Annotated in this window: 28 protein-coding genes; 13 read left to right on the forward strand and 15 right to left on the reverse strand. The window is 59.9% G+C overall.

From position 1 onward, the window contains the following. The 5 genes from ccmE to ccmA form a co-directional block, all read right to left on the reverse strand. Positions 1-459, reverse strand: coding sequence for a cytochrome c maturation protein CcmE (gene ccmE / locus HBO10_RS00735; RefSeq protein WP_034127175.1), 459 nt, complete (start codon positions 457-459; stop codon positions 1-3). Further along, positions 456-632, reverse strand: a complete 177-nt coding sequence (gene ccmD, locus HBO10_RS00740; protein ID WP_034127174.1) for a heme exporter protein CcmD — start codon at positions 630-632, stop codon at positions 456-458. Before ccmD ends, ccmE begins: the two co-directional genes overlap by 4 nt. Then, the gene (locus HBO10_RS00745; RefSeq protein ID WP_034127173.1) at positions 629-1,384 is read right to left on the reverse strand and encodes a heme ABC transporter permease; all 756 of its coding nucleotides are present in this window, start codon (positions 1,382-1,384) and stop codon (positions 629-631) included. Before HBO10_RS00745 ends, ccmD begins: the two co-directional genes overlap by 4 nt. 87 nt (positions 1,385-1,471) lie before the next feature. Beyond that, a complete protein-coding gene (gene ccmB / locus HBO10_RS00750) occupies positions 1,472-2,140 on the reverse strand; it encodes a heme exporter protein CcmB (protein WP_014717701.1) in 669 nt (222 codons plus the stop codon). Continuing rightward, positions 2,137-2,772: a cytochrome c biogenesis heme-transporting ATPase CcmA gene (ccmA, locus tag HBO10_RS00755; RefSeq protein WP_034127172.1), complete on the reverse strand. Its 636-nt coding sequence runs from the start codon at positions 2,770-2,772 to the stop codon at positions 2,137-2,139. Before ccmA ends, ccmB begins: the two co-directional genes overlap by 4 nt. 200 nt (positions 2,773-2,972) lie before the next feature. On the opposite strand from ccmA, the gene HBO10_RS00760 reads away from it, so the two are divergent. Beyond that, positions 2,973-4,550: a flagellar hook-length control protein FliK gene (locus tag HBO10_RS00760; protein ID WP_034127171.1), complete on the forward strand. Its 1,578-nt coding sequence runs from the start codon at positions 2,973-2,975 to the stop codon at positions 4,548-4,550. Further along, positions 4,547-4,876 (forward strand): EscU/YscU/HrcU family type III secretion system export apparatus switch protein, encoded by a 330-nt coding sequence (locus HBO10_RS00765; RefSeq protein WP_034127170.1) that lies wholly within the window; start codon positions 4,547-4,549, stop codon positions 4,874-4,876. Before HBO10_RS00760 ends, HBO10_RS00765 begins: the two co-directional genes overlap by 4 nt. 200 nt (positions 4,877-5,076) lie before the next feature. Here HBO10_RS00765 and glp read toward each other — a convergent pair whose 3' ends face one another. Both glp and moaB read right to left on the reverse strand, forming a co-directional pair. Next, entirely contained in the window at positions 5,077-6,303 is a 1,227-nt protein-coding gene (gene glp / locus HBO10_RS00770; RefSeq protein WP_034127169.1) for a gephyrin-like molybdotransferase Glp, read from the reverse strand. Beyond that, positions 6,287-6,826 (reverse strand): molybdenum cofactor biosynthesis protein B, encoded by a 540-nt coding sequence (moaB, locus tag HBO10_RS00775; protein WP_034127168.1) that lies wholly within the window; start codon positions 6,824-6,826, stop codon positions 6,287-6,289. The genes glp and moaB overlap by 17 nt, the downstream gene beginning before the upstream one ends. A gap of 76 nt (positions 6,827-6,902) precedes the next feature. On the opposite strand from moaB, the gene mobA reads away from it, so the two are divergent. Both mobA and HBO10_RS00785 read left to right on the forward strand, forming a co-directional pair. Next, complete coding sequence (gene mobA, locus HBO10_RS00780; RefSeq protein WP_034127266.1) at positions 6,903-7,505, forward strand: molybdenum cofactor guanylyltransferase MobA; 603 nt, start codon at positions 6,903-6,905, stop codon at positions 7,503-7,505. Between the two features lie 79 nt (positions 7,506-7,584). After that, entirely contained in the window at positions 7,585-7,806 is a 222-nt protein-coding gene (locus HBO10_RS00785; protein ID WP_003189935.1) for a YgdI/YgdR family lipoprotein, read from the forward strand. Between the two features lie 55 nt (positions 7,807-7,861). Here the strand turns inward: HBO10_RS00785 and HBO10_RS00790 are convergent, their stop codons facing one another. The 3 genes from HBO10_RS00790 to HBO10_RS00800 form a co-directional block, all read right to left on the reverse strand. Next, positions 7,862-8,752, reverse strand: a complete 891-nt coding sequence (locus HBO10_RS00790; protein ID WP_034127167.1) for a pseudouridine synthase — start codon at positions 8,750-8,752, stop codon at positions 7,862-7,864. A gap of 69 nt (positions 8,753-8,821) precedes the next feature. Further along, positions 8,822-9,157, reverse strand: coding sequence for a hypothetical protein (locus HBO10_RS00795; protein ID WP_003189932.1), 336 nt, complete (start codon positions 9,155-9,157; stop codon positions 8,822-8,824). Between the two features lie 74 nt (positions 9,158-9,231). Then, positions 9,232-9,468: a glutaredoxin family protein gene (locus HBO10_RS00800; protein WP_034127166.1), complete on the reverse strand. Its 237-nt coding sequence runs from the start codon at positions 9,466-9,468 to the stop codon at positions 9,232-9,234. Between the two features lie 238 nt (positions 9,469-9,706). Between HBO10_RS00800 and HBO10_RS00805 the strand changes: the two genes are divergently transcribed. Next, entirely contained in the window at positions 9,707-11,443 is a 1,737-nt protein-coding gene (locus HBO10_RS00805) for a monovalent cation:proton antiporter-2 (CPA2) family protein (protein WP_034127165.1), read from the forward strand. On the opposite strand, the gene HBO10_RS00810 is transcribed toward HBO10_RS00805, so the two are convergent. Then, positions 11,430-12,638: an ammonium transporter gene (locus tag HBO10_RS00810; RefSeq protein WP_034127164.1), complete on the reverse strand. Its 1,209-nt coding sequence runs from the start codon at positions 12,636-12,638 to the stop codon at positions 11,430-11,432. The two genes, HBO10_RS00805 and HBO10_RS00810, sit on opposite strands and share 14 nt — an antisense overlap. A gap of 345 nt (positions 12,639-12,983) precedes the next feature. On the opposite strand from HBO10_RS00810, the gene HBO10_RS00815 reads away from it, so the two are divergent. The 7 genes from HBO10_RS00815 (at position 12,984) to HBO10_RS00845 (ending at position 20,622) form a co-directional block, all read left to right on the forward strand. Beyond that, on the forward strand, positions 12,984-13,298 hold the full coding sequence (locus HBO10_RS00815; RefSeq protein WP_003189926.1) for a YqjD family protein: 315 nt from the start codon (positions 12,984-12,986) through the stop codon (positions 13,296-13,298). Positions 13,299-13,300: 2 nt separating this feature from the next. Continuing rightward, positions 13,301-13,705 (forward strand): phage holin family protein, encoded by a 405-nt coding sequence (locus tag HBO10_RS00820; protein ID WP_005786473.1) that lies wholly within the window; start codon positions 13,301-13,303, stop codon positions 13,703-13,705. Beyond that, the gene (locus tag HBO10_RS00825) at positions 13,702-14,043 is read left to right on the forward strand and encodes a hypothetical protein (RefSeq protein ID WP_034127163.1); all 342 of its coding nucleotides are present in this window, start codon (positions 13,702-13,704) and stop codon (positions 14,041-14,043) included. The genes HBO10_RS00820 and HBO10_RS00825 overlap by 4 nt, the downstream gene beginning before the upstream one ends. A 164-nt stretch (positions 14,044-14,207) precedes the next feature. Beyond that, positions 14,208-15,539, forward strand: a complete 1,332-nt coding sequence (locus tag HBO10_RS00830) for a deoxyguanosinetriphosphate triphosphohydrolase (protein ID WP_034127162.1) — start codon at positions 14,208-14,210, stop codon at positions 15,537-15,539. A gap of 161 nt (positions 15,540-15,700) precedes the next feature. Next, positions 15,701-16,102 carry a response regulator gene (locus HBO10_RS00835; RefSeq protein WP_034127161.1) on the forward strand — a complete coding sequence of 134 codons (402 nt, stop codon included), beginning with the start codon at positions 15,701-15,703 and terminating at the stop codon, positions 16,100-16,102. A 249-nt stretch (positions 16,103-16,351) separates the two neighbouring features. Further along, positions 16,352-16,978: a response regulator transcription factor gene (locus HBO10_RS00840; RefSeq protein ID WP_034127160.1), complete on the forward strand. Its 627-nt coding sequence runs from the start codon at positions 16,352-16,354 to the stop codon at positions 16,976-16,978. Positions 16,979-16,986: 8 nt separating this feature from the next. Further along, positions 16,987-20,622, forward strand: coding sequence for a transporter substrate-binding domain-containing protein (locus HBO10_RS00845; protein WP_034127159.1), 3,636 nt, complete (start codon positions 16,987-16,989; stop codon positions 20,620-20,622). A 69-nt stretch (positions 20,623-20,691) separates the two neighbouring features. On the opposite strand, the gene HBO10_RS00850 is transcribed toward HBO10_RS00845, so the two are convergent. Then, entirely contained in the window at positions 20,692-21,174 is a 483-nt protein-coding gene (locus HBO10_RS00850) for a GAF domain-containing protein (protein ID WP_034127158.1), read from the reverse strand. Beyond that, complete coding sequence (locus HBO10_RS00855; RefSeq protein WP_034127157.1) at positions 21,171-22,061, reverse strand: ATP-binding protein; 891 nt, start codon at positions 22,059-22,061, stop codon at positions 21,171-21,173. Before HBO10_RS00855 ends, HBO10_RS00850 begins: the two co-directional genes overlap by 4 nt. A gap of 163 nt (positions 22,062-22,224) precedes the next feature. Between HBO10_RS00855 and HBO10_RS00860 the strand changes: the two genes are divergently transcribed. Further along, a complete protein-coding gene (locus HBO10_RS00860) occupies positions 22,225-24,534 on the forward strand; it encodes a response regulator (protein WP_034127156.1) in 2,310 nt (769 codons plus the stop codon). Between the two features lie 21 nt (positions 24,535-24,555). Here HBO10_RS00860 and HBO10_RS00865 read toward each other — a convergent pair whose 3' ends face one another. Continuing rightward, on the reverse strand, positions 24,556-25,041 hold the full coding sequence (locus HBO10_RS00865; protein WP_034127155.1) for a glutathione peroxidase: 486 nt from the start codon (positions 25,039-25,041) through the stop codon (positions 24,556-24,558). A gap of 78 nt (positions 25,042-25,119) precedes the next feature. Further along, the gene (gene msrB, locus HBO10_RS00870) at positions 25,120-25,512 is read right to left on the reverse strand and encodes a peptide-methionine (R)-S-oxide reductase MsrB (protein ID WP_034127154.1); all 393 of its coding nucleotides are present in this window, start codon (positions 25,510-25,512) and stop codon (positions 25,120-25,122) included. Positions 25,513-25,672 lie beyond the last annotated feature (160 nt).

The following is a 25,672-nucleotide window of genomic DNA, read 5'->3' on the forward strand; positions in this document are numbered from 1 at the left end:
TCAGCCCTCCTTGACTTGGGTGGCGGGAGCGGTTTGGCCGCTGTCTTTCAAGGCTTTGGTGACCTCGGGCGGCATGTATTTTTCATCGTGCTTGGCCAGCACTTCGTCAGCCACTACCACGCCATCGGCGTTGAGCTTGCCCAGGGCGACAATGCCCTGGCCTTCCCGGAACAGGTCCGGGAGGATGCCGCGATAGGTGATGGTCACGGCCTTGTTGAAATCGGTGACGACGAAGGTCACGTCCAACGAATCGCCGGAACGCTTCAACGAGCCCTGCTCTACCATGCCGCCAGCGCGGATGCGCGTATCGACCGGTGCCTCGCCATTGGCGATCTGGGTGGGCGTGTAGAACAGGTTGATGTTCTGCTGCAGGGCGCTCAGGGCCAGGGTCACGGCAATGCCGACGCCGGCCAGGATGGCAAGGATGATCAACAGACGCTTTCTACGCAGCGGATTCACTTTTCGGTCTCCCGGCGCAGACGTCGCGCCTCTTGTTGCAGGTAACGCTTGCGGGCCAGGATCGGCGCGGCGACGTTGAGGGCCAGCACCGCCAGGCAGATGCCATAGGCCGTCCAGACATACAGGGCGTGGTGGCCCATGGCGAGAAAATCGCTGAAAGAAGCAAAACTCATCCACGTGCTCCCAGGCAATTTTGCACTTCGACTTTCACCCAACTGGTACGGGCTTCACGCTTGAGCACTTCAAGGCGCATGCGCAGCAGCAATACGGCGCCGAAGAAACAGTAGAAGCCCAGCACCATCAACAGCAACGGCGCCCACATCTCCACGGGCATCGCCGGTTTTTCGGTGAGGGTGAAGGTGGCGCCTTGGTGCAGGGTGTTCCACCACTCCACCGAGTACTTGATGATCGGGATGTTGATCACGCCGACAATCGCCAGCACCGCGCAAGCCTTGGCGGCGCTTTCACGGTTGCTGATGGCGTTGCCCAGGGCAATCAGGCCGAAATACAGGAACAGCAGGATCAGCATCGAGGTCAGGCGCGCATCCCACACCCACCACGAGCCCCAGGTCGGTTTGCCCCAGATCGCACCGGTCACCAGTGCCACGGCGGTCATCCATGCACCGATCGGCGCGGCGCATTGCAGGGCCACGTCGGCCAGCTTCATCTTCCATACCAGGCCGACGATGCCACACACCGCCAGCATCACATAGCAGGACTGGGCCAGCATCGCGGCAGGTACGTGGATATAGATGATGCGAAAGCTGTTGCCTTGCTGATAGTCCGGCGGCGCAAAGGCCAGGCCCCAGACCAGGCCAGTGCCGATCAGCAGGATGGCGGCGATACTCAACCACGGCAGCAGCTTGCCACTGATGCCATAAAACCATTTGGGCGAGCCGAGCTTGTGAAACCAGGTCCAGTTCATTGCTGTTTCCATCACGGTGCTTTTCGTCGTGGCGAAAAGCTCAGGGTCTTTACTGACTCAGCGTCATTGACGCCGGGTCAGACCTCATTATTCACCGACGCTGATTTTCAGGCCGGCGGCTATAGCAAAAGGTGTCAGGGTTACCGCCAGGGCGGTCAGGCTACCCAGCCACAAGAGGTAACCGGTCGCCGGCATACCCATGAGCGCGGCTTGCAACGCGCCACTGCCCAGGATCAACACCGGGATATACAAAGGCAGAATCAACAGGGCCAGCAACAGCCCGCCACGCTTCAAGCCGACCGTCAACGCTGCGCCCACCGCCCCCAACAGGCTGAGCACCGGCGTGCCGAGTAACAAAGACAGGAGCAGCACCGGCAGGCATTCAACGGGCAACCCAAGCATCATGGCAAGCAGTGGCGAGAGCAAGACTAGCGCCAAGCCGGAAAAAACCCAGTGTGCCAGCACCTTGGCCAGTACCAAAAGTGGCAACGGGTGCGACGAAAGGACCCACTGCTCCAGGGAACCGTCTTCGAAATCACTGCGAAACAGCCCGTCCAGCGAGAGCAGAACCGATAAAAGCGCGGCGACCCACACCAGTCCTGGGGACAAGGTTTGCAACAGTTTAGTCTCCGGGCCAACCGCCAGCGGGAACAGCGCGATCACGATGGCAAAGAACACCAGCGGGTTGGCCAGTTCGGCGGGGCGACGGCACAACAGCCGGGCTTCGCGGGCGACCAACAGGGCGAACACACTCATAGCGACCACCGCCCCAGGTCCAGCTCACGGTAGCCAGCAGGCATACGCGCCAAGGTGTGGTGGGTGGTGAGCACCACCAGGCCGCCTTGCTCGCAGTGCTGGGCCAGGTGTGCTTCGAGTTGAACCACGCCTTGTTTGTCGAGGGCGGTGAAAGGTTCGTCGAGAATCCACAACGGCGGGCCGGGCAAGTACAAGCGGGCCAAGGCCACGCGGCGCTGCTGGCCGGCGGACAGGGTGTGGCAGGGAACGTCCTCAAAGCCCTTGAGGCCCACCGCGGCCAGGGCCTGCCAGATGGCGTCACGGGAAGCAGGATGATGCAGGGCGCTGAGCCAACTGAGGTTTTCTTCAGCAGTGAGTACGTCTTTGATGCCGGCGGCGTGGCCGATCCAGATCAGGTTGCGCGCCAGCTCGCTACGCTGTTCGTTCAAGGGCTTGCCGTTGAGATGCACCACGCCGGCCGTCGGCTGCATCAGCCCGGCCAGCAGGCGCAGCAGGCTGGTCTTGCCGCTGCCATTGGGGCCACTGATTTGCACCATGTCCCCACCCGTCAGCCGCAGGTCGAGTTGCTCGAACAGCAGGCGCAGGTCGCGTTCACAGGCAAGCGCTACGGCTTCAAGAAGAGGGCTGGTCAAAAGATCGCGGGCCTTTACGGTTCAAGTCGGCGGTGCAGCGGCCGTTATAGAGAGATGCACAATAACGGCTTTGGCGACCGATTTTAGAGAGCTGGATCAAATAGTTGTGAGGTTTTTACCGCTCTCTTTGCAGACGGGCGGCATTATACATGCGATGCCCTACTCTAAAGAGGGCAATTTCCCCAGAGACGATGCGCACGATGACCGGCGAGATCAACCTTCCTCCACTGCCGCCAACCTTCGCACCCGGGCCCACTCCGCTGCCTGGGGCCGGCGCATTGCTCAAACTGCTGGAGCCGCAGGCCGGGTTGATCGACCCGGGGAAAACCGTGAACGCTGAGGTCATCGCGCTTAAACAAGGCGGCGAGGCCTTTCAGTTACTGCTCAAACTGACCCTCGAAGGCGGTCGCCAGGCGCTGGTGCAGGCCAGCAGTGCCCAGCCCTTGCCTCTGGGCAGCAATGTGGCGGTGAGCCAGACGCCTGCGGGCAACCTGGCCCTTACCTTGCAGCAAGCCATGAGTGCCAACGTGGCCGCTCTCACTCGCCTCGACACCCACCAGATGCCGGTGGGTACGTTGTTGCAAGCCAAGGTGCTGACCACGCAGATGCTGCCCCAGGGCACGGCACAACCGGCGATCTATCGCTCGCTGGTGAGTGTGCTCAATAACGCCCTGGCCGGTGCCACCCTGACCTTGGAAAGCCCTCAACCGCTGAGGGTGGGCAGCTTGCTCAGTGCTGTGGTGCAGAACGCGCAGACCCTGAACTTCGTACCGCTAAGCGGCCTGAAGGACCAACTGGCCGTGACGCAGCAACTAGCCATTCAGCAAAGTCGCCAAGGCTCGCTGGATGCGGTGTTCACCGCCTTGCAAAACCTGCCCCGTGGCGACAGCACATCGGCCGAGCTGCGGGCCGCCGCCGAGCGATTGTTGGCGGCCTTGCCCGATCTGGCACAGGTCAGCAATCCCAAGGTGCTGGCCCAGATGGTGCAGAACAGCGGCGCCTTTCTGGAAGCCAAACTGCTCGCCGGCCAGAACCCGCAAATCCCACCGTTGGACATGAAAGGCGCGCTGTTACGCCTGGTCGCAGACCTGCTGCCCGCCCTGCCCGCCAGCACCAACCTGAATGCGATCCTCGCCGCCAACACCCTGGCCCAGGTGTTGCCGCACTTTGTGCGCAGCCCGCTGAACACCCTCGGCCAGGTCGGCGCCCGGCAGATACCCGCCGGCTTCCCGCTGCCCGAAAGACTGATGGCAAAACTGGAAGGTGAAGGCGACCTGGAAAACCTGCTACGCCTGGCCGCTGGGGCGATCTCGCGCTTGCAGAGCCATCAACTGTCGAGCTTGGAACAGACCGGCACCACCGCCGACGGACGCCTGCAAACGACCTGGCAGTTGGAGATTCCCATGCGCACCCTGCAAGACATCGTGCCGCTGCAGGTCAAGTTCCAACGCGAGGAGCCCGCGCCAGACAAGGACCAGCCCGAGCGCAAGGATAAAAAAGACCCGAAACAAATGCTTTGGCGCGTCGAACTGGCCTTTGACATGGAGCCGCTGGGGCCGTTGCAAGTTCAGGCGCAGCTGTCTCAGGGCAAACTGTCCAGCCAGCTATGGGCCAGCCGCCCTTTCACGGCCAGCCTGATCGAAAGCCACTTGGGCAACTTGCGTGAGCGCCTGGTCTCATCCGGGCTCAACGTCGGCGACCTGGATTGCCATCTGGGCACCCCGCCACGCGGTCCAAAAACCGGACTGGAGCAACGCTGGGTGGACGAAACCGCATGAAAAACGCCGACCCGCCCCGCCAGGCCATCGCCCTCAAGTACGACGGCCAACAGGCCCCTACCCTGACAGCCAAAGGCGATGATGCCCTGGCCGAAGCCATCCTCAAGCTGGCACGGGAGAATGAAGTACCGATCTATGAAAACGCCGAGTTGGTAAAGCTGCTGGCGCGCATGGAACTGGGGGACAGCATTCCGGAAGAGTTGTACCGCACGATTGCCGAGATCATTGCGTTTGCCTGGACGTTGAAGGGCAAGTTCCCGGCCGGCTACGACCCGGAGGCGGGGCCGGTGGAGCGGGATGTCACTGAGCAGGGTGACGATTACTGATTGCTCATAGGGCACATACACATCCAAATGTGGGAGCCGGCTTGGCTGCGATAGCCATCGGTACCTACACAACTTCGGCGCGACGCTGGATCTGTGGCGAGGGAGCTTGCTCCCTCGCCACAGGTTTTGCGTCGTTCAGAGGTTGTGTAAATACCTATGGCTATCGCAGGCCAACCAGCTCCCACATTTTTAGCGCGCGGTCAGTTAAGGACTTCGCTCAAAGGAATGAAGTTGACCCGGTCGCCGATGGCCAGCGTGGTCCCTTCCATCACCTCCACAAAGCCTTCAGCCCACGCCGCACTGCGCAGCACCCCGGAGCTTTGGTTGCGGTAGATGATCGCCTTGCCCTGTTCGATCCGCCCGCGCAGGTACTCGCGGCGGTTGCCGGGCTTGGGCCAGACGAACCCTGCCGGCACTTCGAAGCGCAGCGGCTGCACCTCCTGCACCCCTTGACGGCGCAGCAGATACGGGCGCGCCAGCAGCGCAAAAGTCACCAGGGTCGAGGCCGGGTTTCCCGGCAGGCCGATCACCGGCACGCCACGAAAATGCCCGAAGGTCAGCGGCTTGCCCGGTTTGATCGCCAGCTTCCACAGCGCCAGCTCACCCTCTTCCCGCAGGGCAATGCCGAGGAAGTCCGCTTCGCCCACCGACACACCGCCGGTCGAGAGGATCAGGTCAACACTGCCCAGCCCCGCCAGGCGCGCGCGGGTCTGTTCCAGATCATCCGGTAGAATCCCGGCATCAATCACTTCGCAGCCCATGCGCACCAGCCAACTGCACAGCACGCGACGGTTGCTGTTGTAGATCTGCCCAGGGCCGAGCGGCAACCCTGGCTCGATCAATTCATCGCCGGTCGACAACACGGCCACGCGTACGCGCCGCACCACCTCGAGTCGATCACGTCCAAGAGACGCGGCCAAACCGAGTTCGATAGGGCCCAGGCGGGTGCCGGCACTGAGTACGGTCTCGCCGACCGTGGTCTCTTGGCCCTGAGGCCGGATGTTGTCGCCCATCTGCAATGGCTCGGTGAAACTCACGCGCTGGTCGGTATGCACCACGGCGTTTTCCTGCATCTGCACGCAGTCAGCGCCTTGGGGCACCGGCGCGCCGGTAAAGATGCGTGCACAGGTGCCGGCCGCCAAGGGTTCAGGGGCAGTGCCGGCGAAAATCCGCTGGCTCACCACCAAGGGCTCGCCGGTCCAGTCCGCCAGGCGCACGGCGTAGCCGTCCATGGCACTGTTGGGCCACGGTGGCAGGTCGAGTGTGGAGATCAGGTCCAGGGCCAATACCCGGCCATCACACTCAGCCAGAGGCAGTACTTCCTGCTCGCGGATCGGCGCGGCGGCGGCCATGTCGAGCAAACGCTGCAGGGCTGCTTCCACCGGCATCAGGGCGCCGGTCTTGCCGGGCTTATCCACGGGATTCACAAGGTTCGGCCAGCTTCAGATGCGGAACGAAGTTGCATGGGCGGTGACGGTTATCCAACTGCTCGGCGAGGATGCCGTCCCAACCGGTGCGCACGGCATTGGTGGACCCTGGCAGGCAGCACACAAGAGTGCCATTGGCCAACCCCGCCAAGGCGCGCGATTGCACGGTGGAGGTGCCGATATCGGCCACGGAGATCTGGCGGAACAGCTCGCCAAAACCATCGACCTGCTTGTCGAGCAGGCAGCTCACTGCTTCAGGGGTACTGTCGCGACCGGTGAAGCCGGTGCCGCCGGTAATCAGCACCACCTGCACCACGTCTTCGGCGATCCAGTGGGCCACCTGGGCGCGAATCTTGTAAAGGTCGTCCTTGAGCAGCACGCGCTCGGCCAGGCGGTGGCCGGCGGCGGCAAGACGATCGACGAAGACCTGGCCGGAGGTGTCGGTCTCCAGGGTGCGGGTGTCGCTGACCGTCAATACAGCAATATTCAGGGGTACAAAGGGCGCATCGGCCTTGGCTTTCATGGCACGGTCCGGTTGTCGAAGGAACAGCCCGATGTTATATCACAGGCCCCTGTTTCCCTGCCGCAGCGCAACCACCATGACGTTTGAATTTTCTTCCCTGCCGTGTTCGATCCTGTTGCTGGCCGGTGGTCGCGGCCAACGCATGGGCGGGCAGGACAAAGGGCTGCTGGAATGGCAAGGTCAGCCCTTGATCGCCCACCTGCACCAGTTGGCCCGGCCGCTCACCGATGACCTGATCATCTCGTGCAACCGCAACCATGAACGCTACGCGCTCTATGCCGACCAACAGGTGAGCGATGACAACCCGGACTTCCCCGGCCCGCTGGCAGGTATCCGTGCAGGACTCTTCGCCGCACGCCATGAGCATCTGCTGATATTGCCTTGCGATGTGCCGCAGATCGATGCGCGACTGCTCGCCGACCTGCGTGCGACCGCACGACGCAATCGGCAGCTACCGGTGATGGTGCGCCAGGGTGACGTCTGGGAACCCTTGCTGTGCGTCATCCCCACTCGCCTGAAAAACCAGGTGGAACAGGCGTGGCAAGCGGGGGAGCGCAGCCCGCGCAAGCTGTGGCTGCAACTGGGTGCCGTGGCGCTGGAATGTCCGGCCGATGACCCGCGCCTGGCCAATCTTAATACGCCCGAGCTGTTGCACCCCGGGGCTGGCATGTCAGAATGAACCCTGCACAAGGAACTTTGCCGGCGTCCCGTACGTCACAAGGTCAGCAATTTAAAAGTATTCTCTCGGAGACAAACTCATGACTCAACGGACCATCGCCGCTCTCATGCTTGCACTGGGCCTCGCCACCCTCGCCGGTTGCGCTTCGCCAACAGTGATCACCCTGAATGACGGTCGCGAAATCCAGGCCGTCGACACCCCGAAGTACGATGAAGATTCGGGCTTCTACGAATTCGAACAACTGGACGGCAAGCACACCCGTATCAATAAAGATCAGGTTCGCACCGTTAAAGACCTGTAAGCCTCAGCGCTTGCACACAAGGCCCGCCTAGCGCGGGCCTTGTTGTTCCTGGGGTTTACCAGTCCAGGGTGATCTGGCTGCGAAAGCTGCGTTGTTCACCGCTTACCGGGTCGATAAAGCGCACGCCCTGGGCCAGTAGCTTGAGTGGCTTGGCGTAATCGTCCTCGGCATCCTTGATCACTTCGGGGTAGAACGGGTCATTACAGATGCTCGCCCCGAGCGCCGTCATATGCACGCGCAGCTGGTGCTTCTTGCCGGTCACCGGGAACAGGCCGTAGCGCCATAGATCAGCGTTTTTCTCGCGCACCTCTACCGCCGTCTCGGTGTTGCTGGCACCCGGCCCTTCCTGCATGCGAAAGAAAGGTTCGCCATCCACCAAACGGCTTTTGTGCACCAACGGGAAGCTGAGGTGCGGCAAGGCCGGAGCGATGGCTTCGTAGAATTTGTCGATACGTCGCGTGGGAAACAATTGCTGATAGGCCGAACGGCTGTGCGGGTTGGCGGAGAACAGCACCAACCCCGCCGTATGTCGGTCGATGCGATGCAGGGGCACCAGGGCGGGATTGTCCAGGCGCCGGATCAAGCGTCGCAACAAGGTGTGCTCGACGTACTCGCCAGCGGGTGTCACTGGCAGGAAATGCGGTTTGTCCGCCACCACCAGGTGTTCATCGGCGTACAGGATGTTTTCCTGCACCGGAATCACTTTCTCGTTGAGCACTTCGCGAAAGTAATAGATGCACAGGCCTTCCTTGTAGCCCAGGCCCAGGCTGATCGGGTTGCCATTGACATCCAGCACCCGGCCGCGGGCAATGCGGTCCAACCATTGTTCGCGGCCGATGGCCGGAAAGTGTGCGCACAGGCAATCGAGCACCGTCACCCAGGAGCCCGGCGGCAAGTACAGGGTGCTGGCTTGGTGCTGGGAGGGGGAAAAAATGGAAGTGGACATGCCGACGCTCAAAGCCTGGAAAACAGGCGGGCATTATCGCCCATGGCGCGCGATTGCCTAGGGCCTATCTCAGGCCTTGGCCAGTTGAGCTCGCAGCACTGGCGAGGCGCTTGCCGCCTCGGTGAATTCCTTGAGCCAGCGCAGCACGTCCACCGCTTCCCAACGACCCGGGTCATACAACGCGTAGAGCAAGCCCTGATAACCCACCACATCCAGCTGCTTGTGATAACCGGCGCGCTGGAACAGCGCCTCGATTTCCGCGAAGCAGGTGTTGAAATGCACTTTGTTAAACGGCGTCTTGCCTTCCGTGACCAGGCCATCGAGGCGCAGTTCGTTCACCGCGTCACGCACCACATCGGCGGACATGCGATTGACGCTGCTTTTAAGTTGTTCAACATTCACCACGGGCGTTCCCTCTATTCAATCGCTGTACGAATATACAGTAACTTAATATTTGGAAAGCCGCCATCGCATAAATCTCAGCGCAGGAAGGTAACCACCTGCGCGGTGTCGAACGGCCAGTCCAGTTCCGCCCCGGTGTCCGTGCGGCGAAGCACCGGAATCCGCAGGCCGTAGACGTCTGTCAGGTCCTCCGGATCGGCGATATCCACCAACTCCACCAACAACCCGTGCTCGACGAGCGGCATGACTTCGGCTTCGGCAATCTCACACAGATGGCAACCCAGGGTGCCGAACAGCTGACATTCAGGAAGCATGATGAAAAGACTCGAACAAGAAACGAACGTCCATTCTAATCCCAACAAGCCCCTGTAGGAGCGAGCTTGCTCGCGAAAAACTCCCGCGCGCCGCGTTCACTCAGGAACCCCGCGTTATCGTTGACGTTTTTCGCGAGCAAGCTCGCTCCTACGGTGCAAAAAGCCTGATCCAGATCACCATGGCCTATAACTGATTCAGCGATTCTTGCGGCTTTTTGCCGCTCGCCCCGCAACGGAGATGCCTGTGTTCGCCAACCTGCTGATTATTCTGGCCTCATCCCTGGTGGTGATTGCACTGTTTCGCCGGCTGCAGCTGCCGCCCGTGCTGGGCTACCTGTGCGTAGGCCTGGCAGTGGGCCCCACCGCGCTGGACTGGGTCAATGACAACGAAGACCTGCCGGACCTGGCCGAGATGGGTGTGGTGTTCCTGCTGTTTTCCCTGGGGCTTGAGTTTTCCCTGTCGAGAATGTTGGCGCTGCGCAGCGTGGTATTTGGCCTGGGCAGCCTGCAAGTGCTGGGGTGCGGGGCATTGCTGGGCGCGTTATTGATGAGCTTTGGCCTCGCACCTGGCGTCGCGTTGTTACTGGGCGCAGGGCTGGCGTTATCGTCCACCGCCATTGTCAGCAAGGAGCTGACCAGCCTGGGTGAAGTCTTCAGCAGTCATGGGCAGAATGCGATCGGCGTGTTGCTGTTCCAGGATGTCGTAGCGGTGTTGCTGCTGACATTGGTACCGGTATTTGCCGGCAGCAGCGACCAAGCCTGGTACTGGGCGCTGCCGCTGACCTTGGGCAAGACCGTGGTGCTGTTCGTGGGCCTGTTGTTCGCCAGCCGCTGGTTGCTGCCGCGCCTGTTCCGTGAAGTCGCCGCGTCTCATTCGGCGGAACTGTTTGTGCTGCTGGCGCTGGTGATTGTCTTGCTCACCGCCTGGCTCACCCACCTGCTGGGCCTGTCCCCTGCCCTCGGTGCATTCTTGGCCGGCATGCTGCTGGGGGAAAGTCATTACCGACACCAGATCGAAGCCGATATCCGCCCGTTTCGCGACATCCTGCTGGGGCTGTTTTTTGTCAGCATCGGCATGCTCATCGATCTGCAGTTGTTCGTCAGCCACAGCCTGTTGATCCTCGGCCTGACGCTCACGCTGATGCTGGTCAAAGGCAGCGTCGTCGCGGCGCTGGTCAAGTGGCGTAACAGTGACACCGAAACAGCCTGGCGCAGCGGTCTGGCGCTGGCCCAGGGCGGCGAGTTCTGTTTTGCGCTGATGGCGCAGATGCAGCAGAGCCGGTTGATTCCCGATGAGTTCAACGGCCTGCTACTGGCTGCCACCTTCTGCTCGATGCTGCTGACACCGCTGCTGTTACGTGCGGCACCGGCCATCGCGCTGCGCCTGCATCGCAAGCCCAACCAGCAAGTGCAACTGGAACACATCACCGCGCTCAACGCTCAATTGCACGGACACGTGGTGATTTGCGGGTATGGCCGGGTAGGCCAGTCCATCGGGCGCTTTATGCGCCGCGAACAACAGGCGTTTATCGCCCTGGATGATGACCCCGAACGGGTGCAGGAAGCCGCCACCGAGGACAGCAGTGTGCATTACGGCGACTGCCGTCGTGGTGCATTGCTCAGCGCCGTCGGCCTGGAACGGGCGCGGTTGGCGGTGATCGCGGTGGACAACAGCGATGTCGCCCTGGTGGTGCTCAAGGAGGCGCGGCAGATCAACCCAGACGTGCCGATCCTGGTGCGCACACGCGATGACAGCCAGTTGGCTGAACTCAAGGCCGCGGGTGCCAGCGAGGTGGTGCCCGAGTTGCTGGAGTCGAGCCTGATGCTCGCCTCCCACGCCCTGATCCTGCTGGGCCTGCCGGACCAACAGGTGCAGGCGCGAGTGAATGAAGTACGGCGCAACCACTATCGCCTGCTGCACGGTTTCTACCCACCGCCACACACTGACGAAGACGCGCCGATCAGTCCTGACTGACCGCGCCGATCTTGTGGATCGACAGGTCCGCACCGTAATACTCCTGTTCCTGGCTCAAGCGCAGCCCTTGCACGCGCTTGATCACGCCGTACACCAGCAAGCCGCCGCCAAATGCTACCGCCACGCCCAGCCCGGTGCCGATCAACTGGCTGATCAGGCTCACGCCGCCCAGTCCACCCAGGGCAGCCTGCCCGAAGATGCCGCAGGCAATGCCGCCCCACACGCCACACAAGCCATGCAACGGCCACACGCCCAGCACGTCGTCGATCTTCCAGCGCACCTGGGCAGCGATAAAGCACCACACGAATAAGCCGCCAGCGACCACGCCCGTGACCAGCGCGCCCACCGGATGCATCAGGTCGGAACCGGCGCAGATTGCCACCAACCCGGCCAACGGACCGTTGTGCAGAAAACCGGGATCATTACGGCCAATTACCAGGGCAGCCACGGTGCCGCCGACCATGGCCATCAGCGAATTGACGGCCACCAGACCACTGACGCCATTGAGGGTTTGCGCGCTCATCACGTTAAAGCCGAACCAGCCCACGATCAGAATCCACGAGCCCAGCGCCAGGAAAGGAATGCTCGACGGCGCAAACGCTACCAGGCGCCCTTCACGATAACGCCCATTGCGCGGGCCCAGCAGCAACACCGCCGCCAGCGCCAGCCAGCCGCCCATGGCGTGAACCACCACGGAACCGGCAAAGTCGTGGAAGCTGGCGCCAAAGGTTGCGAGCAGCCATGCTTGCAGGCCAAGGTTGCCGTTCCATACCAGGCCTTCGAAGAACGGGTAGATAAACGCCACGATCAGCGCGGTGGCACACAGCTGCGGGGCAAACTTCGCACGCTCGGCAATCCCGCCGGAAATAATTGCCGGAATCGCCGCGGCAAACGTCAGCAGGAAGAAAAACTTCACCAGGCCGTAGCCATGATCGGCGCTGATCACCGCGGCCGGTTGCAGGAAGCTCACACCGTAGGAGATCCAATAGCCTATAAAGAAATAGGCCAGCGTTGAAATCGCGAAATCACTGAGGATTTTCGACAAGGCGTTGACTTGGTTCTTCTGCCGTACCGTGCCAACTTCAAGGAAGGCAAAGCCGGCGTGCATGGCCAGCACCATGACCGCGCCAATCAGAATGAACAAGGTATTGGAGCTGTGGACGAGGGTGTCCACCGCGCTTTGCAAGTTTTCCATGGAGGTTGGCAGGCCTGCATCAAGGCAAAAAGCACCAAAGCGGTTCAAGCCAGGGTTTAGCGCACTAAATTGGCACCGCCGGCTCCGCCTTTCTTCAGAGGGCGTGAACCGCTTTAGCGCAGCGATCAACACAACAGGCCGTTGCCGAAAGGGTTTTTCCGCGAAATTAAGTGATTTAGGGTAAGGTTTTCCAAGGTTTTCACCTCGACCGCCCGGATTCAGCGCAGGCTCCAAGGCCTGCGCACCAAGGCAAAGCAAAAGCTGTACCACACAATTGCAATGAACCTTCAGCGAACGCCGCGACTCGAAACCACACGTACAGATCAGCTACCCACGGAGATAACCATGGCCGGTAAAACAGCAAAGACTGCTCAAGAGATACTGATGGAGGATTTTCAAACCCTGGTCAGCGATACCGAAAAGCTGCTGGACGACACTGCCGTGCTGGCCGGTGACCAGGCTGACGAGTTGCGCACCAAGATCCACGAGAGCCTGCTCAAGGCCCGCGAGACCCTGCAACTGACCGAAGACTCATTGCGCGAGCGCGGCCAGGCGGCAATCACCGCCACCGAAGACTACGTGCAAGCCAACCCATGGCAGTCAGTCGGCATTGCTGCCGGCGTAGGCTTTTTGATCGGTCTATTGGCTACAAGGCGCTAACCATGTCTATTGGCGAATCCAGCTCATCCACGAGCGCACATTCCTCAGCAAGCGGTTCAACTTCCCGACGCCTGGGCGCAGCTGTGCTGGGCTTGCTGCACAGTCATGTCGAGTTGTTCGGCATTGAATTACAAGAGCAAAAGGCCCGTACCGTCAGCCTTTTGCTGTTTGCCGGCCTGGCGTTGGTGTTTGCCCTGCTGTTGCTGGTGGGGTTGTCGACGCTGGTGATGATCCTGGTTTGGGACACGGGCTATCGCCTGACCGGCATCATCTGCCTCTGCGTGTTCTACAGCCTGGCCGCTGCGTTCTGCGGTGTGCGCTTGAAGGCGGCGGTATTCGATGAGTCCACGCCCTTCCACGCCACGCTCGAAGAACTGGCCAATGACCGGGAGCGCCTGCTGCCATGAGCATGACTGAGATCCCGCAAAATACTTCTCGCCGGGAAATGCGCAAAGCCTTGATTCGCCTGCGCATGGAAATGCACCGCCAGGAAATCCGTCATGAGTCCCAACAACTCATGGCGCCCCTGCACAAAATGCGCAACATGCGCCACAACTGGCAGGACAGCCTGGGCATCAAGCACGCGCCGTTGTGGGGCGTGGCGGCGGTTACGCTGATGGGCTTCTTTACCGGCAAGGGCGCCAAGGGCGGCAGTATCAGCAGCATCACGCGCCTGGTGCGGCTGGGTGCCGGCTTGATCCCCCTGATCAAGTTGGCCATGCAAGGGTCTTCGCGCAAAAGCTGACCCTCGTTAGCCGATGACCGCAATGACCAGACACCTGCTGGTCATTGCGGTTTTTTGCGCTGCCTGTTAATTGATACCGACGCGGCCGACCGCTGGATTCGCCTGCCCTTGAAGGCCGAACCGGGAAGCTGGAACTGTCATTCACACTACGGAGAGCCTGCGCCTTGGATTGGCCCACCCTGCTAACCCGCGAACGTCTTGGAAAACCCCTGCACAGCCCTGAAGAACTGGGCCGCAGCCCCTTCCACAAAGATCACGACCGCATTATTTTCTCCGGCGCATTCCGGCGCCTGGGACGCAAGACCCAAGTGCATCCGGTTTCGAGCAACGACCATATCCACACACGCTTGACCCACTCCCTGGAAGTCAGCTGCGTGGGGCGCTCACTCGGCATGCGCGTGGGCGAAACCCTGCGCAGCGCCCTGCCCGACTGGTGCGACCCCAGCGACCTGGGCATGGTGGTGCAATCGGCCTGCCTGGCCCATGACATCGGCAACCCGCCATTCGGGCATTCCGGCGAAGACGCCATTCGCCACTGGTTCCAACAGGCCGCCGGGCGAGGTTGGCTGGATGGCATGAGCAGCGCCGAACGCAATGACTTCCTTAACTTCGAAGGCAATGCCCAGGGCTTTCGGGTACTTACCCAACTTGAATACCACCAGTTCGACGGCGGCACGCGGCTGACCTACGCCACCTTGGGCACGTATCTCAAATACCCCTGGACTGCCCGTCACGCCGACTCGCTGGGCTACAAGAAACACAAGTTCGGCTGTTACCAGAGCGAGTTGCCAATTCTTGAGCAGATCGCCCACAAGCTTGGCTTGCCCCAGTTAGAGGAACAACGGTGGGCGCGTCACCCGCTCGTCTACCTGATGGAGGCAGCCGACGACATCTGCTACGCGTTGATCGACCTGGAAGATGGCCTGGAAATGGAGCTTCTGCAGTACAGCGAAGTGGAGTCGTTGTTGCTCGACCTGGTCGGTGATGACCTGCCACAAACCTATCGCCAGCTGGGCCCATTGGACTCTCGCCGACGCAAGCTGGCGATCCTGCGTGGCAAAGCCATCGAGCACCTGACCAATGCGGCTGCGCAGGCGTTTGTCGAACAGCAGGACGCCCTGCTGGCCGGCACGCTGCAGGGAGACCTGGTGGAGCATATGCACGGCCCGGCAAAGCGCTGCGTGCTGGATGCCAAAGACATGGCGCGCAAGAAAATTTTCCAGGACAAGCGCAAGACATTGCATGAAATCGGCGCTTACACCACCTTGGAAATCCTGCTGAACGCGTTCTGCGGCGCGGCCCTTGAACAACATGGCGGGCGAACACCGTCGTTCAAGAATCGGCGCATTCTCGATTTGCTGGGCAACAGCGCGCCGGACCCCGCCTGGCCACTGCACGCCTCGTTCCTGCGAATGATCGACTTCATTGCCGGTATGACCGACAGCTACGCCACCGAAATGGCACGGGAAATGACTGGGCGTTCCAGCCCTCAGTAACGCTTGCATCCGACCGCCTGTTCCCTGAAACGAATTGCCCTACGATGGGAACAGAGCGGACTGATCGAATTCGTACAAGCATCCGAAGAATAATCACGCGTTCCCAACCGACCGAGCAATTCTACTGCCCCCATCGACGCTTGCCTCACTGTGTGCTTTCTATGCCCAGATACTCTCTTCGTATTCTTTTGGTGGAGGATCACCCGTTTCAACTTCTGGCCACCCAATGCCTGCTCAACAGCTTCGGCTTCGATCAACTGACTGCGGTGGAAAACGCAGAGCAGGCCATACGCACAATGAGCCAGTCCGAACATCCCTTTGACCTGATGTTGTGCGACCAATGCCTGCCCGACCTGCCCGGACTTGAACTAGTGGAAATCGCCAGCCGTCGGCGCTTCATTACCAGCGCTATTCTGTTAAGCGGGTTACCCACGCCAGAACTGATGAGCCTGACAAAACAAGCCTCGCAACGAAGTCTTCCGCTTCTTGGCTATTTATCAAAACCGTTGAACAAGGACGAACTTGAAAAGTTAATCGGCTTAACTTTTACCCCCCCTACGTAGGACTTTAAACATCTTCTTCGACGAAATACGCTACGAAGCCCGCCGTAAAAATTCAAGCCTATCACCATGCCACGATTGCGTTCGAAACGCTCACATGCTCTGTCACGACTACCCATCAACTTGTAGGCGCATACCTTTTTAATTGTAGGAACTTTCCTGTTTTGCATCTACTGCTCGTGCGCTTCATGCCGTGCCCTTATCTTCTGAGCTAATGTGCCCGCTTTATTTGCACCTGCATGGAATGTGATTATGAACTCAGTTTTTATTATCGATGACCACCCCGTTATCCGGCTTGCTATTCGAATGTTGCTGGAGCACGAAGGTTACAAGGTCGTCGGCGAAACAGACAACGGGTGCGATGCCATACAAATGGTCCGTGAGTGCCTTCCAGACTTGGTGATTCTGGATATCAGCATCCCGAAACTCGACGGTCTCGAGGTGCTCTGCCGATTCAATGCCATGAACACCTCAATGAAGACCCTGGTGCTCACGGCCCAGTGCCCGACGCTATTTGCTACGCGGTGCATGCGCTCGGGCGCCGAAGGCTACGTGTGCAAGGAGGGTGACCTGAGCGAATTGCTGAGCGCCATTCGCGCTGTCCTGTCCGGCTACAACTACTTCCCCAGCCAGGCATTGAGTGGCCCCGGAGCCGAAGGCATGGATGTCCAGGAGCTGGAACTGTTCAAGTCAGTTAATGACCGAGAGTTGATGGTCCTGCAACTTTTTGCGCAAGGTCGCACTAACAAGGAAATTGCCAAAGGTATGTTTTTAAGCAACAAGACGGTCAGTACTTATAAAAAGAGACTCATGCAGAAACTCAAAGCCAAATCCTTGGTAGAACTCATCGAGATGGCAAAACGAAACGCGCTAGTGTGAGAAAGCGGATGCCCAGGCGTATAAAGGACTATCTGATTATATTAAGTGCCGGTTTGTACTTCAGCACTACCGTGCTGGCGGAGCACCAAACCAGCCCGGAACGTTTCACCCTCTTGAGTCGTGCGGGAGCTGTTCAACTGGACACTCATTTTGACAAGGCCCAGCGCCAGTGGCTGCAGAACAAACGTGAACTCACGCTGGGGACATCCACACCTGATTACCCGCCCTTCGACCTCACTTCCAGCGGCCATGACTACGAAGGCCTTACCGCCGACTACGCAGGATTACTGGCCAAGGCACTCTCCCTGCCAATCAATGTGATGCGCTACCCCTCCCGAGCGGCGGCCATTCGCGCCCTGGAAGACGGGGAAATTGACCTGCTGGGCTCCTCAAACGGGTTTGAAGCTGCGACGCCAAATCTTATCCTCTCCGAACCTTATGCCGTGGACCAGCCGGTGCTGGTCACGCGCGAGGGAGAAACCCGCAGCCTCAGCGAAGGCCTCGATGGGCTGCGCCTGAGCCTTGTCTATCACTACCTGCCGCTCAATGAGGTGGAGAAGCTGTACCCCAAGGCGAGCATCCGCGCCTACCCGTCCTATCAGAATGCCTTGAATGCAGTGGCCTTCGACCAGGCGGATGTGTTTCTCGGTGACACCATTTCCACCCATTACATGATCAACAAGGGCTATCTCAAGAACATTCGCATGGCCAACTTCGGCAAACATGAAGCTTATGGTTTCAGTTTTGCCACGCGCCAGGACAACCGGATGCTCCTCAGCATTGTCGATTCAGCCCTGGCCTCAGTGCCCATCAACGAAAGGGACAGTATTGCCAAGCGCTGGAGCGCCGGCAGCGACATCCTGCTGACCGACAAGAAGCTGCAACTGACCCAGCGCGAAGAGCGCTGGCTCAAAGAGCATCCGGTGGTCACCGTGGTCGTCAACGAAACTTTCGCGCCCCTGACGTTCTTCGATGCAGACGGTAACTTTCGCGGCATCACCGCCGACTTGCTGGAGTTGATTCGCTTGCGCACCGGCCTGCGTTTTTCGGTGCAGCGCGGGCGCGATGTCAGCGCGATGATCGACCAGGTCGCGACCCAGAAAGTCGATATGATCGGTGCCATCGTGCCCAGCAACGAACGAGATTCGCAGCTTAATTTCAGCCGCCCCTATCTGGAAAACTCCTATGTATTGTTGACACGCAGAGAGCAAGGTGCCCCCTCGAACATGGAGCAAATGGCAGGAAAGCGTCTGGCAATCACCCGAGGCAACCCACTGGCCGCGACCTTGAGCAAAGACTTCCCGCAGGTTCAACTGGTGGAAACCAGTGATACGTTCAGAGCATCGGAGCTGCTAGCACAGGGACAAGTGGATGGGGCAGTGAATACCTTGGTGATCGCCAACTATTTCCTGTCATCCCAGGTCTTCCAGGATAAATTGCAAATAAGCGCCAGCATCGGCACGACCCCGGCGACCTTCTCTCTTGCTACCTCGCGCCAAGCCACGGAATTGAGCTCGATACTCGACAAGGCGCTGCTCAGCATTGCCCCGGATGAAATGGGCGTAATCAACAGTCGCTGGCGTGGCTACACCGCCGCATCGGACAGCTACTGGCGTAATTACCATCAACTGATCGCGCGAATCATCATCGGCACCGGGCTGTTGCTGTTGATATCCCTAGCCTGGAACGCCTACATGCGTCGCCAGATCAAGCATCGAAAAATGGCCGAACGTGCCCTCAACGATCAGTTCGAGTTCATGCGTGCACTGGTCAATGAGACGCCCCATCCGATCTACGTGCGCGACCGCAATGGGTTGTTGCAGACCTGTAACGACAGCTACCTGCAGGTGTTCGACGTCAAGCGCGAAGAGGTGATCGGCAAAAGCGTGACCCAGATGACCATGGCGCTGGCGTCGGAGGCAGCCCAGTATCATGCTGACTATCTGCGTGTGGTGGCCGAGGGTAATCCGCTGATCCTCGATCGCAGCCTGCATATCCACGACAAGAAACTGACCATCTATCACTGGATCCTTCCCTACCGCGACTCTACGGGTGAAGTCCAGGGCATCATCGGTGGCTGGATCGATATCAGTGACCGACGCCAGCTATTCGATGAACTACGCGCTGCCAAGGAGCGCGCCGACGAAGCCAACCGCGCCAAGAGCACGTTCCTGGCTACCATGAGCCACGAGATTCGTACCCCGATGAACGCTGTGATCGGCATGCTCGAACTGACGCTCAAGCGCGCCGACCAAGGACACCTTGACCGTCCGGCGATCGAGGTGGCGTACAACTCGGCCAGAGACCTGCTGGAGCTGATCGGTGACATTCTCGACATCGCGCGTATCGAGTCCGGCCGCCTCAGCCTGGCGCCGGAGCGCGTCAACCTGCGGGAGGTAATTGAATCAGTGGTGCGCGTCTTCGACGGTCTCGCACGGCAGAAAACCCTCAGCCTGCTGCTGGAGTTCAAACCCGACCTGAACGATATCGAGGTGCTGATAGACCCGCTGCGCTTCAAGCAGGTGCTATCGAACCTTGTGAGCAACGCGATCAAGTTCACCGAACAAGGGCAGGTCAAGATCAAGGTCGAGCTGCAGCCTACCCAGGCCCCGGAGCAGATCGAGCTGAAACTGGTGGTGGAAGACACCGGCATCGGCATCAGCCGGGATGACCAACAACGCCTGTTCGAACCCTTTGCCCAGGCGGACAACTCAGGGCAACTGGCGCGCAGTGGCGCGGGCCTGGGTCTGGTGATCTGCCGCAGCCTGTGCGCGATGATGGGCGGCCAATTGAGCCTGAGCAGCGTGCCCATGGTCGGCACCCAGGTGCACGTCAACCTGAGCATGCCTCGCCTGCAAGCGATCCAGGCGGTGGGTGAACACACGCCGCCAACGCCGGCCACCGCACGGGTGCTTAACGTACTGGTGGTAGACGACCATCCGGCGAATCGCCTGCTGATGTGCCAGCAATTGGGCTACCTGGGGCATAAATTCATCGCTGCCGAGCACGGAGCCGCAGGGTTCCAGGCCTGGCGTAAAGAGCATTTCGACCTGGTAATTGCCGACTGCAACATGCCCATCATGAATGGCTACGAACTGAGTCGTTCAATCCGTGAATATGAGCAACGCGAACAATTGGTGCCCTGCGTGGTACTGGGTTTTACCGCCAACGCCCAGCCGGAGGAAAGGCAACGGTGCGTGCAAGCCGGCATGGATGACTGCCTGTTCAAACCCATCAGCCTTACCGTATTAGAGCGCCAACTGGCACATATCGCCCCTGAAACCGTGCCCCAACGGCTGGACCTCGAATGCTTGGAAGCGCTGACCGGCGGTGATCCACAGTTGAGTCGACGCTTGCTGGAGGAGCTGCTGAGCAGCAGCCTTCACGACCGCAAGGTCCTTATCGAACTGCGGGATCGACACGCGCCCCCCTCGGACATCATTGAGCAAGCCCACAAGATCAAGGGTGCCGCCCGCATCGTTCAAGCCCATTCGTTGGCGGGGCAATGCGAAGCCTTGGAGCAAACCTGTTCTCGCAATGAGGAGTGGGCCGTGATCGAAAGCGGCATCAGGGCCCTGGAACAGCTCATGCTGGAATTGGAGAAGATGCTGCGGGTTCAACTCGATGAACTGCAAGCCCCATAGCACCAGGGCCCGTCGTGGCGGGAGCGAGCAAATGCGCTCCTACCGCGACCAGCATAAGTACCCACCGCTTCAGCAGTCGGTCAACTGCAGGAAAATCTCCGCCAGCCGCTCAATCCCCTCCTGGTCATGAGGGGTAAAGCGGCCCAGCAATGGGCTGTCGAGGTCAAGGACACCAATCAGTTGGCCGTCCTTGACCAATGGCACCACCAATTCACTGTTCGAAGCGCTGTCGCAGGCGATATGGCCTGGGAACGCGTGCACGTCCTCCACGCGCTGGGTTTTCCGTGAGGCCGCAGCCGCACCACACACGCCGCGACCAAACGGAATGCGCACACAGGCGATCTGCCCCTGAAAGGGCCCAAGCACCAGCTCTTCGTTACGATTGAGATAAAAGCCAGCCCAGTTCAAGTCATCCAACTGGTTGAACAGGAACGCGGAAAACTGCGCACTGTTGGCAATAAAATCGCGCTCATCAGCCAGCAATGACTCCAGTTGCGCGCAGAGCATGGCATAGCCATCAAGGCCGCTGCCGGCCTGTTGTAAATCGATCATGGTTGACGTTCCAGCAATTTAAGACCCACCCAGTAACGGGCGAATTGATAGGCGCACCGGCCATTACGGTTGCCGCGCCCAGTGGCCCAACGCACCGCGAGAACGTCAAGCTGCTCATCGCGTTGCCACTGCAAGCCGGCCTTGCTGGCCAACTCACCGATCCAGTGTTCCACCACATCCAGGAAATGCTCCTGGGTAAAGGGGTAGAACGACAACCACAAGCCAAAACGATCCGACAAGGCAATCTTGTCTTCAACCGCCTCGCTCGGGTGCAATTCGCCGTCCACGCGTTTCCAGTTGTCATTGTCGCTCTGGTTTTCCGGCACAAGGTGGCGACGGTTGGACGTGGCGTACAGCAGCACGTTTTCCGGCGCCTGTTCCAGGGAACCATCCAGCACGCTCTTGAGCACGCGATAGTCACCTTCGCCGGCCTCGAACGATAGGTCATCGCAAAACAAAATGAAGCGTTGTGGTAGCTTGACCAGTTGCTCGACCACCCGCGGCAGGTCAGCCAGGTGGTCACGCTCGATCTCGATAAGACGCAGGCCGGCGTTGGCGTGCTGGGCGAGCAAGGCCCGGACCATGGAAGACTTGCCGGTGCCACGCGAACCCCATAACAGGGCGTGGTTGGCGGGTAACCCATCAAGGAACTGTTGGGTGTTGCGCGCCAGTTGTTCACGTTGTTTGTCGACACCGATCAGGTCCGACAGGCGCATGTCCAGGCTCACTTCCAACGGTAACAGGAAGCCATTGCGACCTTCGCGCTGCCAGCGGGCGGCCAGGCATTGGTGCCAGTCGATCGCCTGGCGTGGGGCGGGTAACAACGGTTCCAGGCGAGCCAGCACCGCATCGGCGCGCTCAAGAAAGGCATTCAATCGAGAATCCACAGCTATTCCTCTGGCAACTTCTTGCAAAAGATGGCGTATTGGCAACCCTGCGGCAAACTGTAGGGCTGCATCAAACAAACGATTCATGCCGGGCGAGCCAAAGCTTGTGGATGTTCAGCTATGCTTGCCGGGCGAAGGGAAACGCTAAGTGGTTCAACACTCGATGGATATCAAGTTCGCCCACCGCTTGTCTTATAAACAAGCCAGATTGACTGTGCTGGTCGGTTTCGTCTTGGGAACCCTGCTCAGTCTGATCCAAATCGGCATTGATTATGCCAGTGAAGACGCATCCATCAACCGTGAAATACGCTCACTGATTGAAATCAGCCATAACCCGGCGTCAAGAATCGCCTACAACATCGATGCCGAACTCGCCCAGGAACTGACCTTGGGCCTGCTGCACTCCCCCGCCATCATCCGCGCGCAGTTGATCGACAACAATGGCGTGGTGCTGGCCGACGTCAACCGTCCGCGCAAGGAAAGCAACTATCGGCCGGTCAGCGATTTTCTGTTTGGTGCCAATCGCCAATTCGAAGACCGACTGTTTCTCAGCCATATGCCCAACGACTCCCTTGGTGTGCTACGCCTGGACGTCGATACTTATGCCTTTGGCAGCCGTTTCCTGCATCGCGCCGAGATCACTCTGCTCAACGGCTTCGCCCGCAGCCTGCTGCTCACCGGGATTTTGCTCGGCCTGTTCTACGTAATGCTCACCCAACCGCTGGTGCGCATTATCCGCGAGCTGAGCACACGCAAACAGGCGCGCCTGGATTGCCCACCGGGGCATGAACACGATGAAATCGGCGTGCTGGTCAGCGTCGCCAACCAACAATTCGAAAACATGGAAACCGAGATCCAGCAACGGCGCCATGCCGAAGATCGCCTCACGGAGTATTTGGGGCAACTGGAAAATATCGTTTCTGCGCGCACCCTCGAACTCAAGGCCAGCAACCAACGCTTGAGCCAGTCCAACGATGAGCTGGAGGCGGCGAAAATGACTGCGCTGGGCATGGCTCAGGCACGGGCAGCATTCCTGGCCAATATGAGCCATGAAATTCGTACGCCGCTCAATGGGTTGCTGGGCATGATTGCCCTCTCACTGGATAGCCCGCTGACCGCCGAACAGCGCCAGCAACTGTCCATTGCCCATGACTCAGGCAAAGTGCTGGTGGAGTTGCTCAACGATATTCTTGACCTGTCCAAGTTCGACGCCGGCCAGCTGGAACTGGAGCATATCCCGTTCGACCTGGGCTCATTGGTGGAAGATACCGCCAACCTGCTCTCGCAAAATGCCGCTCCGAGCGTGGAGCTGACCTGCCTGATCGACCCGCAATTTCCCGCCCAGGTGGTCGGCGACCCTACCCGTGTGCGGCAGATCGTCAGCAACTTGCTCTCCAACGCCTTGAAGTTCACCCGCTTTGGCCGCGTCGATGTGCGTCTGCGCGCCCTAGAAGGCCGGGTCAGCATTGAAGTGTGCGATACCGGCATTGGCATCGCCCAGGAAGCCCAGGTGAAAATCTTCCAGCCGTTCACCCAGGCCGGCGCTGGCATTACCCGCCAGTTTGGCGGGACGGGATTGGGCCTGGCGTTGACTCATAACCTGTGCGAAGCCATGCAAGGCCGCTTGAGTATCAGCTCGGAGGTGGGCTTTGGCAGCCAGTTCTGCGCCGACCTCCCACTGCCCGCGCATTTGCCTGCCATGCGCTATGCACCGCTCACGGGCGAGGTGATCGCCATCACCAACGCCGGCGGCGGGCTGACGGAGCTGCTCACCACGCTATTGCCCTCTTGGGGGCTGACACCGCGCTGCTATTCCCAGGACGATGATTTGAGCGGGCTGGCGCCCGACCTGTTGATCACCGACTGCCCTGAATGCTTGTTCCGCTTGCGCCCGGGCATCAGCGCGCCGATTCTGCTGGTTACCGCCTATGGTAACTTTTTGCCCAGCGAAGAAGTCACGGCCCTGGCGCCGCTGCAGCAACAAGCGCGCCCATTGAGCCGCAACGCGCTGTACCAGATCCTGCAACGCAACCTGCGCAGCGGCGCGCAACTGGTGCTCGACCCGGTCCAGATAGAAACCGCACCGCTTGCGCACCGCGCGCGCATCCTGCTGGTGGAGGACAACGCGGTCAATCAACTGGTGGCCAAGGGCATGCTCAGCAAGCTCGGGTGTGAGGTGATCGTCGCGGCCCATGGCGGCGAAGCCCTCAAGCTTCTGGAGGACCAGCGCTTCGACTTGGTGTTGATGGACTGCAACATGCCTGTGATGGATGGCTATGAGGCCAGCCGACAAATTCGCCGGAGCGGGCGTTGGCCGGACTTGCCCATTGTTGCCTTGACCGCCAACGCGATGGCCGAAGAACGCGAGCGTTGCCGGGCCGCTGGAATGAACGATTACCTGGCCAAGCCGTTTCGCCGTGAAGAACTCAACGCCTTACTGGAACTGTGGGTACCGAAGACAACCAGCCTCTGATGGGTACCCGCAATATTGCGGTCATTTGAGCAGGGCTTCGATCTCCTGGGTCAAGTCCTGGGGCTTGGTGGTTGGCGCAAAACGCTTGACCTGCTTGCCATCACGGCCAATGAGAAACTTGGTGAAGTTCCACTTGATGTTCTTGGAACCCAGCAGCCCCGGGGCCTGTTTTTTCAACTGCACAAACAACGGGTGGGCATCGCTGCCATTGACGTCGATTTTCTTGAACAGCGGAAAACTGACGCCGAAGTTCAGCTCGCAGAACTCGGATATCGCGCCTTCATTGCCGGGTTCCTGCTTGCCGAACTGGTTGCAGGGAAAGCCGAGCACCACCAGGCCCTGGTCCTTGTATTGCTGCCAAAGTTGCTCGAGGCCCTTGTACTGCGGTGTGAAGCCGCATTTGCTCGCGGTGTTGACCACCAGAATGGCCTTGCCGGCAAAGTCGGCCAAGGTCTTTTGCTCACCCTTGATGGTGGTGCAAGGGATGCTCAGCAGGGAGTCGCTCATGGCAATGCCTCAAGTCAGGGAAAGAAGAGCCTTATTTGTAGGAGCGAGCTTGCTCGCCCCTACAGGGACCATGCAAGCCTAGCGCGGCACCAGCTCCAGGCATACCGAATTGATGCAGTAGCGCAGGCCCGTCGGCGGTGGGCCGTCCGGGAACACATGCCCCAAGTGTGCATCACACTTGGCGCAGGTGACTTCGGTGCGAATCATGCCGTGGCTGACATCGCGGATCTCGACCATCGCGCTGTCGGCGATCGGCTCATAGAAGCTGGGCCAGCCACAGCCGGAATCAAACTTCGCCTTGGAATCGAACAGCGGCTCGTTGCAGCAGATGCAGTGGTAGACGCCGTCGGTCTTGGTGGCGTTGTACTTGCCGCTGAACGGTCGCTCGGTACCCTTGAGACGGCACACGTTGTACTGCTCCGGATCGAGCATCGCCTTCCATTCATCTACAGTTTTCTGCAACTTATCCATCGGTACACCTCGGCAACTGAAAAACCCTGATCTGTGTCTTTTCCATGGATCAGGCGGCACGTATGATTGCGCCTCTTCAAAACGCCAGTCTGGCACCCGCGCCATCGGCATTCAAACGTATTTATGGGTGCGGGCCGTGCAGGCTTCACCCTACGGTAGT

Source organism: Pseudomonas sp. WS 5503 (assembly GCF_012985385.1).
GTDB classification, from domain to species: Bacteria; Pseudomonadota; Gammaproteobacteria; order Pseudomonadales; family Pseudomonadaceae; genus Aquipseudomonas; species Aquipseudomonas paracarnis.

Bases quoted from the DNA above. Each gene is read 5' to 3' on its own strand.
- ccmD (WP_034127174.1), bottom strand. From the start codon at position 632: ATGAGTTTTGCTTCTTTCAGCGATTTTCTCGCCATGGGCCACCACGCC.
- HBO10_RS00745 (WP_034127173.1), bottom strand. From the start codon at position 1,384: ATGAACTGGACCTGGTTTCACAAGCTCGGCTCGCCCAAATGGTTTTAT.
- ccmB (WP_014717701.1), bottom strand. From the start codon at position 2,140: ATGAGTGTGTTCGCCCTGTTGGTCGCCCGCGAAGCCCGGCTGTTGTGC.
- HBO10_RS00760 (WP_034127171.1), top strand. From the start codon at position 2,973: ATGACCGGCGAGATCAACCTTCCTCCACTGCCGCCAACCTTCGCACCC.
- HBO10_RS00765 (WP_034127170.1), top strand. From the start codon at position 4,547: ATGAAAAACGCCGACCCGCCCCGCCAGGCCATCGCCCTCAAGTACGAC.
- moaB (WP_034127168.1), bottom strand. From the start codon at position 6,826: ATGAAAGCCAAGGCCGATGCGCCCTTTGTACCCCTGAATATTGCTGTA.
- mobA (WP_034127266.1), top strand. From the start codon at position 6,903: ATGACGTTTGAATTTTCTTCCCTGCCGTGTTCGATCCTGTTGCTGGCC.
- HBO10_RS00785 (WP_003189935.1), top strand. From the start codon at position 7,585: ATGACTCAACGGACCATCGCCGCTCTCATGCTTGCACTGGGCCTCGCC.
- HBO10_RS00790 (WP_034127167.1), bottom strand. From the start codon at position 8,752: ATGTCCACTTCCATTTTTTCCCCCTCCCAGCACCAAGCCAGCACCCTG.
- HBO10_RS00800 (WP_034127166.1), bottom strand. From the start codon at position 9,468: ATGCTTCCTGAATGTCAGCTGTTCGGCACCCTGGGTTGCCATCTGTGT.
- HBO10_RS00805 (WP_034127165.1), top strand. From the start codon at position 9,707: ATGCCTGTGTTCGCCAACCTGCTGATTATTCTGGCCTCATCCCTGGTG.
- HBO10_RS00810 (WP_034127164.1), bottom strand. From the start codon at position 12,638: ATGGAAAACTTGCAAAGCGCGGTGGACACCCTCGTCCACAGCTCCAAT.
- HBO10_RS00815 (WP_003189926.1), top strand. From the start codon at position 12,984: ATGGCCGGTAAAACAGCAAAGACTGCTCAAGAGATACTGATGGAGGAT.
- HBO10_RS00820 (WP_005786473.1), top strand. From the start codon at position 13,301: ATGTCTATTGGCGAATCCAGCTCATCCACGAGCGCACATTCCTCAGCA.
- HBO10_RS00825 (WP_034127163.1), top strand. From the start codon at position 13,702: ATGAGCATGACTGAGATCCCGCAAAATACTTCTCGCCGGGAAATGCGC.
- HBO10_RS00835 (WP_034127161.1), top strand. From the start codon at position 15,701: ATGCCCAGATACTCTCTTCGTATTCTTTTGGTGGAGGATCACCCGTTT.
- HBO10_RS00840 (WP_034127160.1), top strand. From the start codon at position 16,352: ATGAACTCAGTTTTTATTATCGATGACCACCCCGTTATCCGGCTTGCT.
- HBO10_RS00845 (WP_034127159.1), top strand. From the start codon at position 16,987: ATGCCCAGGCGTATAAAGGACTATCTGATTATATTAAGTGCCGGTTTG.
- HBO10_RS00850 (WP_034127158.1), bottom strand. From the start codon at position 21,174: ATGATCGATTTACAACAGGCCGGCAGCGGCCTTGATGGCTATGCCATG.
- HBO10_RS00860 (WP_034127156.1), top strand. From the start codon at position 22,225: ATGGATATCAAGTTCGCCCACCGCTTGTCTTATAAACAAGCCAGATTG.
- HBO10_RS00865 (WP_034127155.1), bottom strand. From the start codon at position 25,041: ATGAGCGACTCCCTGCTGAGCATCCCTTGCACCACCATCAAGGGTGAG.
- msrB (WP_034127154.1), bottom strand. From the start codon at position 25,512: ATGGATAAGTTGCAGAAAACTGTAGATGAATGGAAGGCGATGCTCGAT.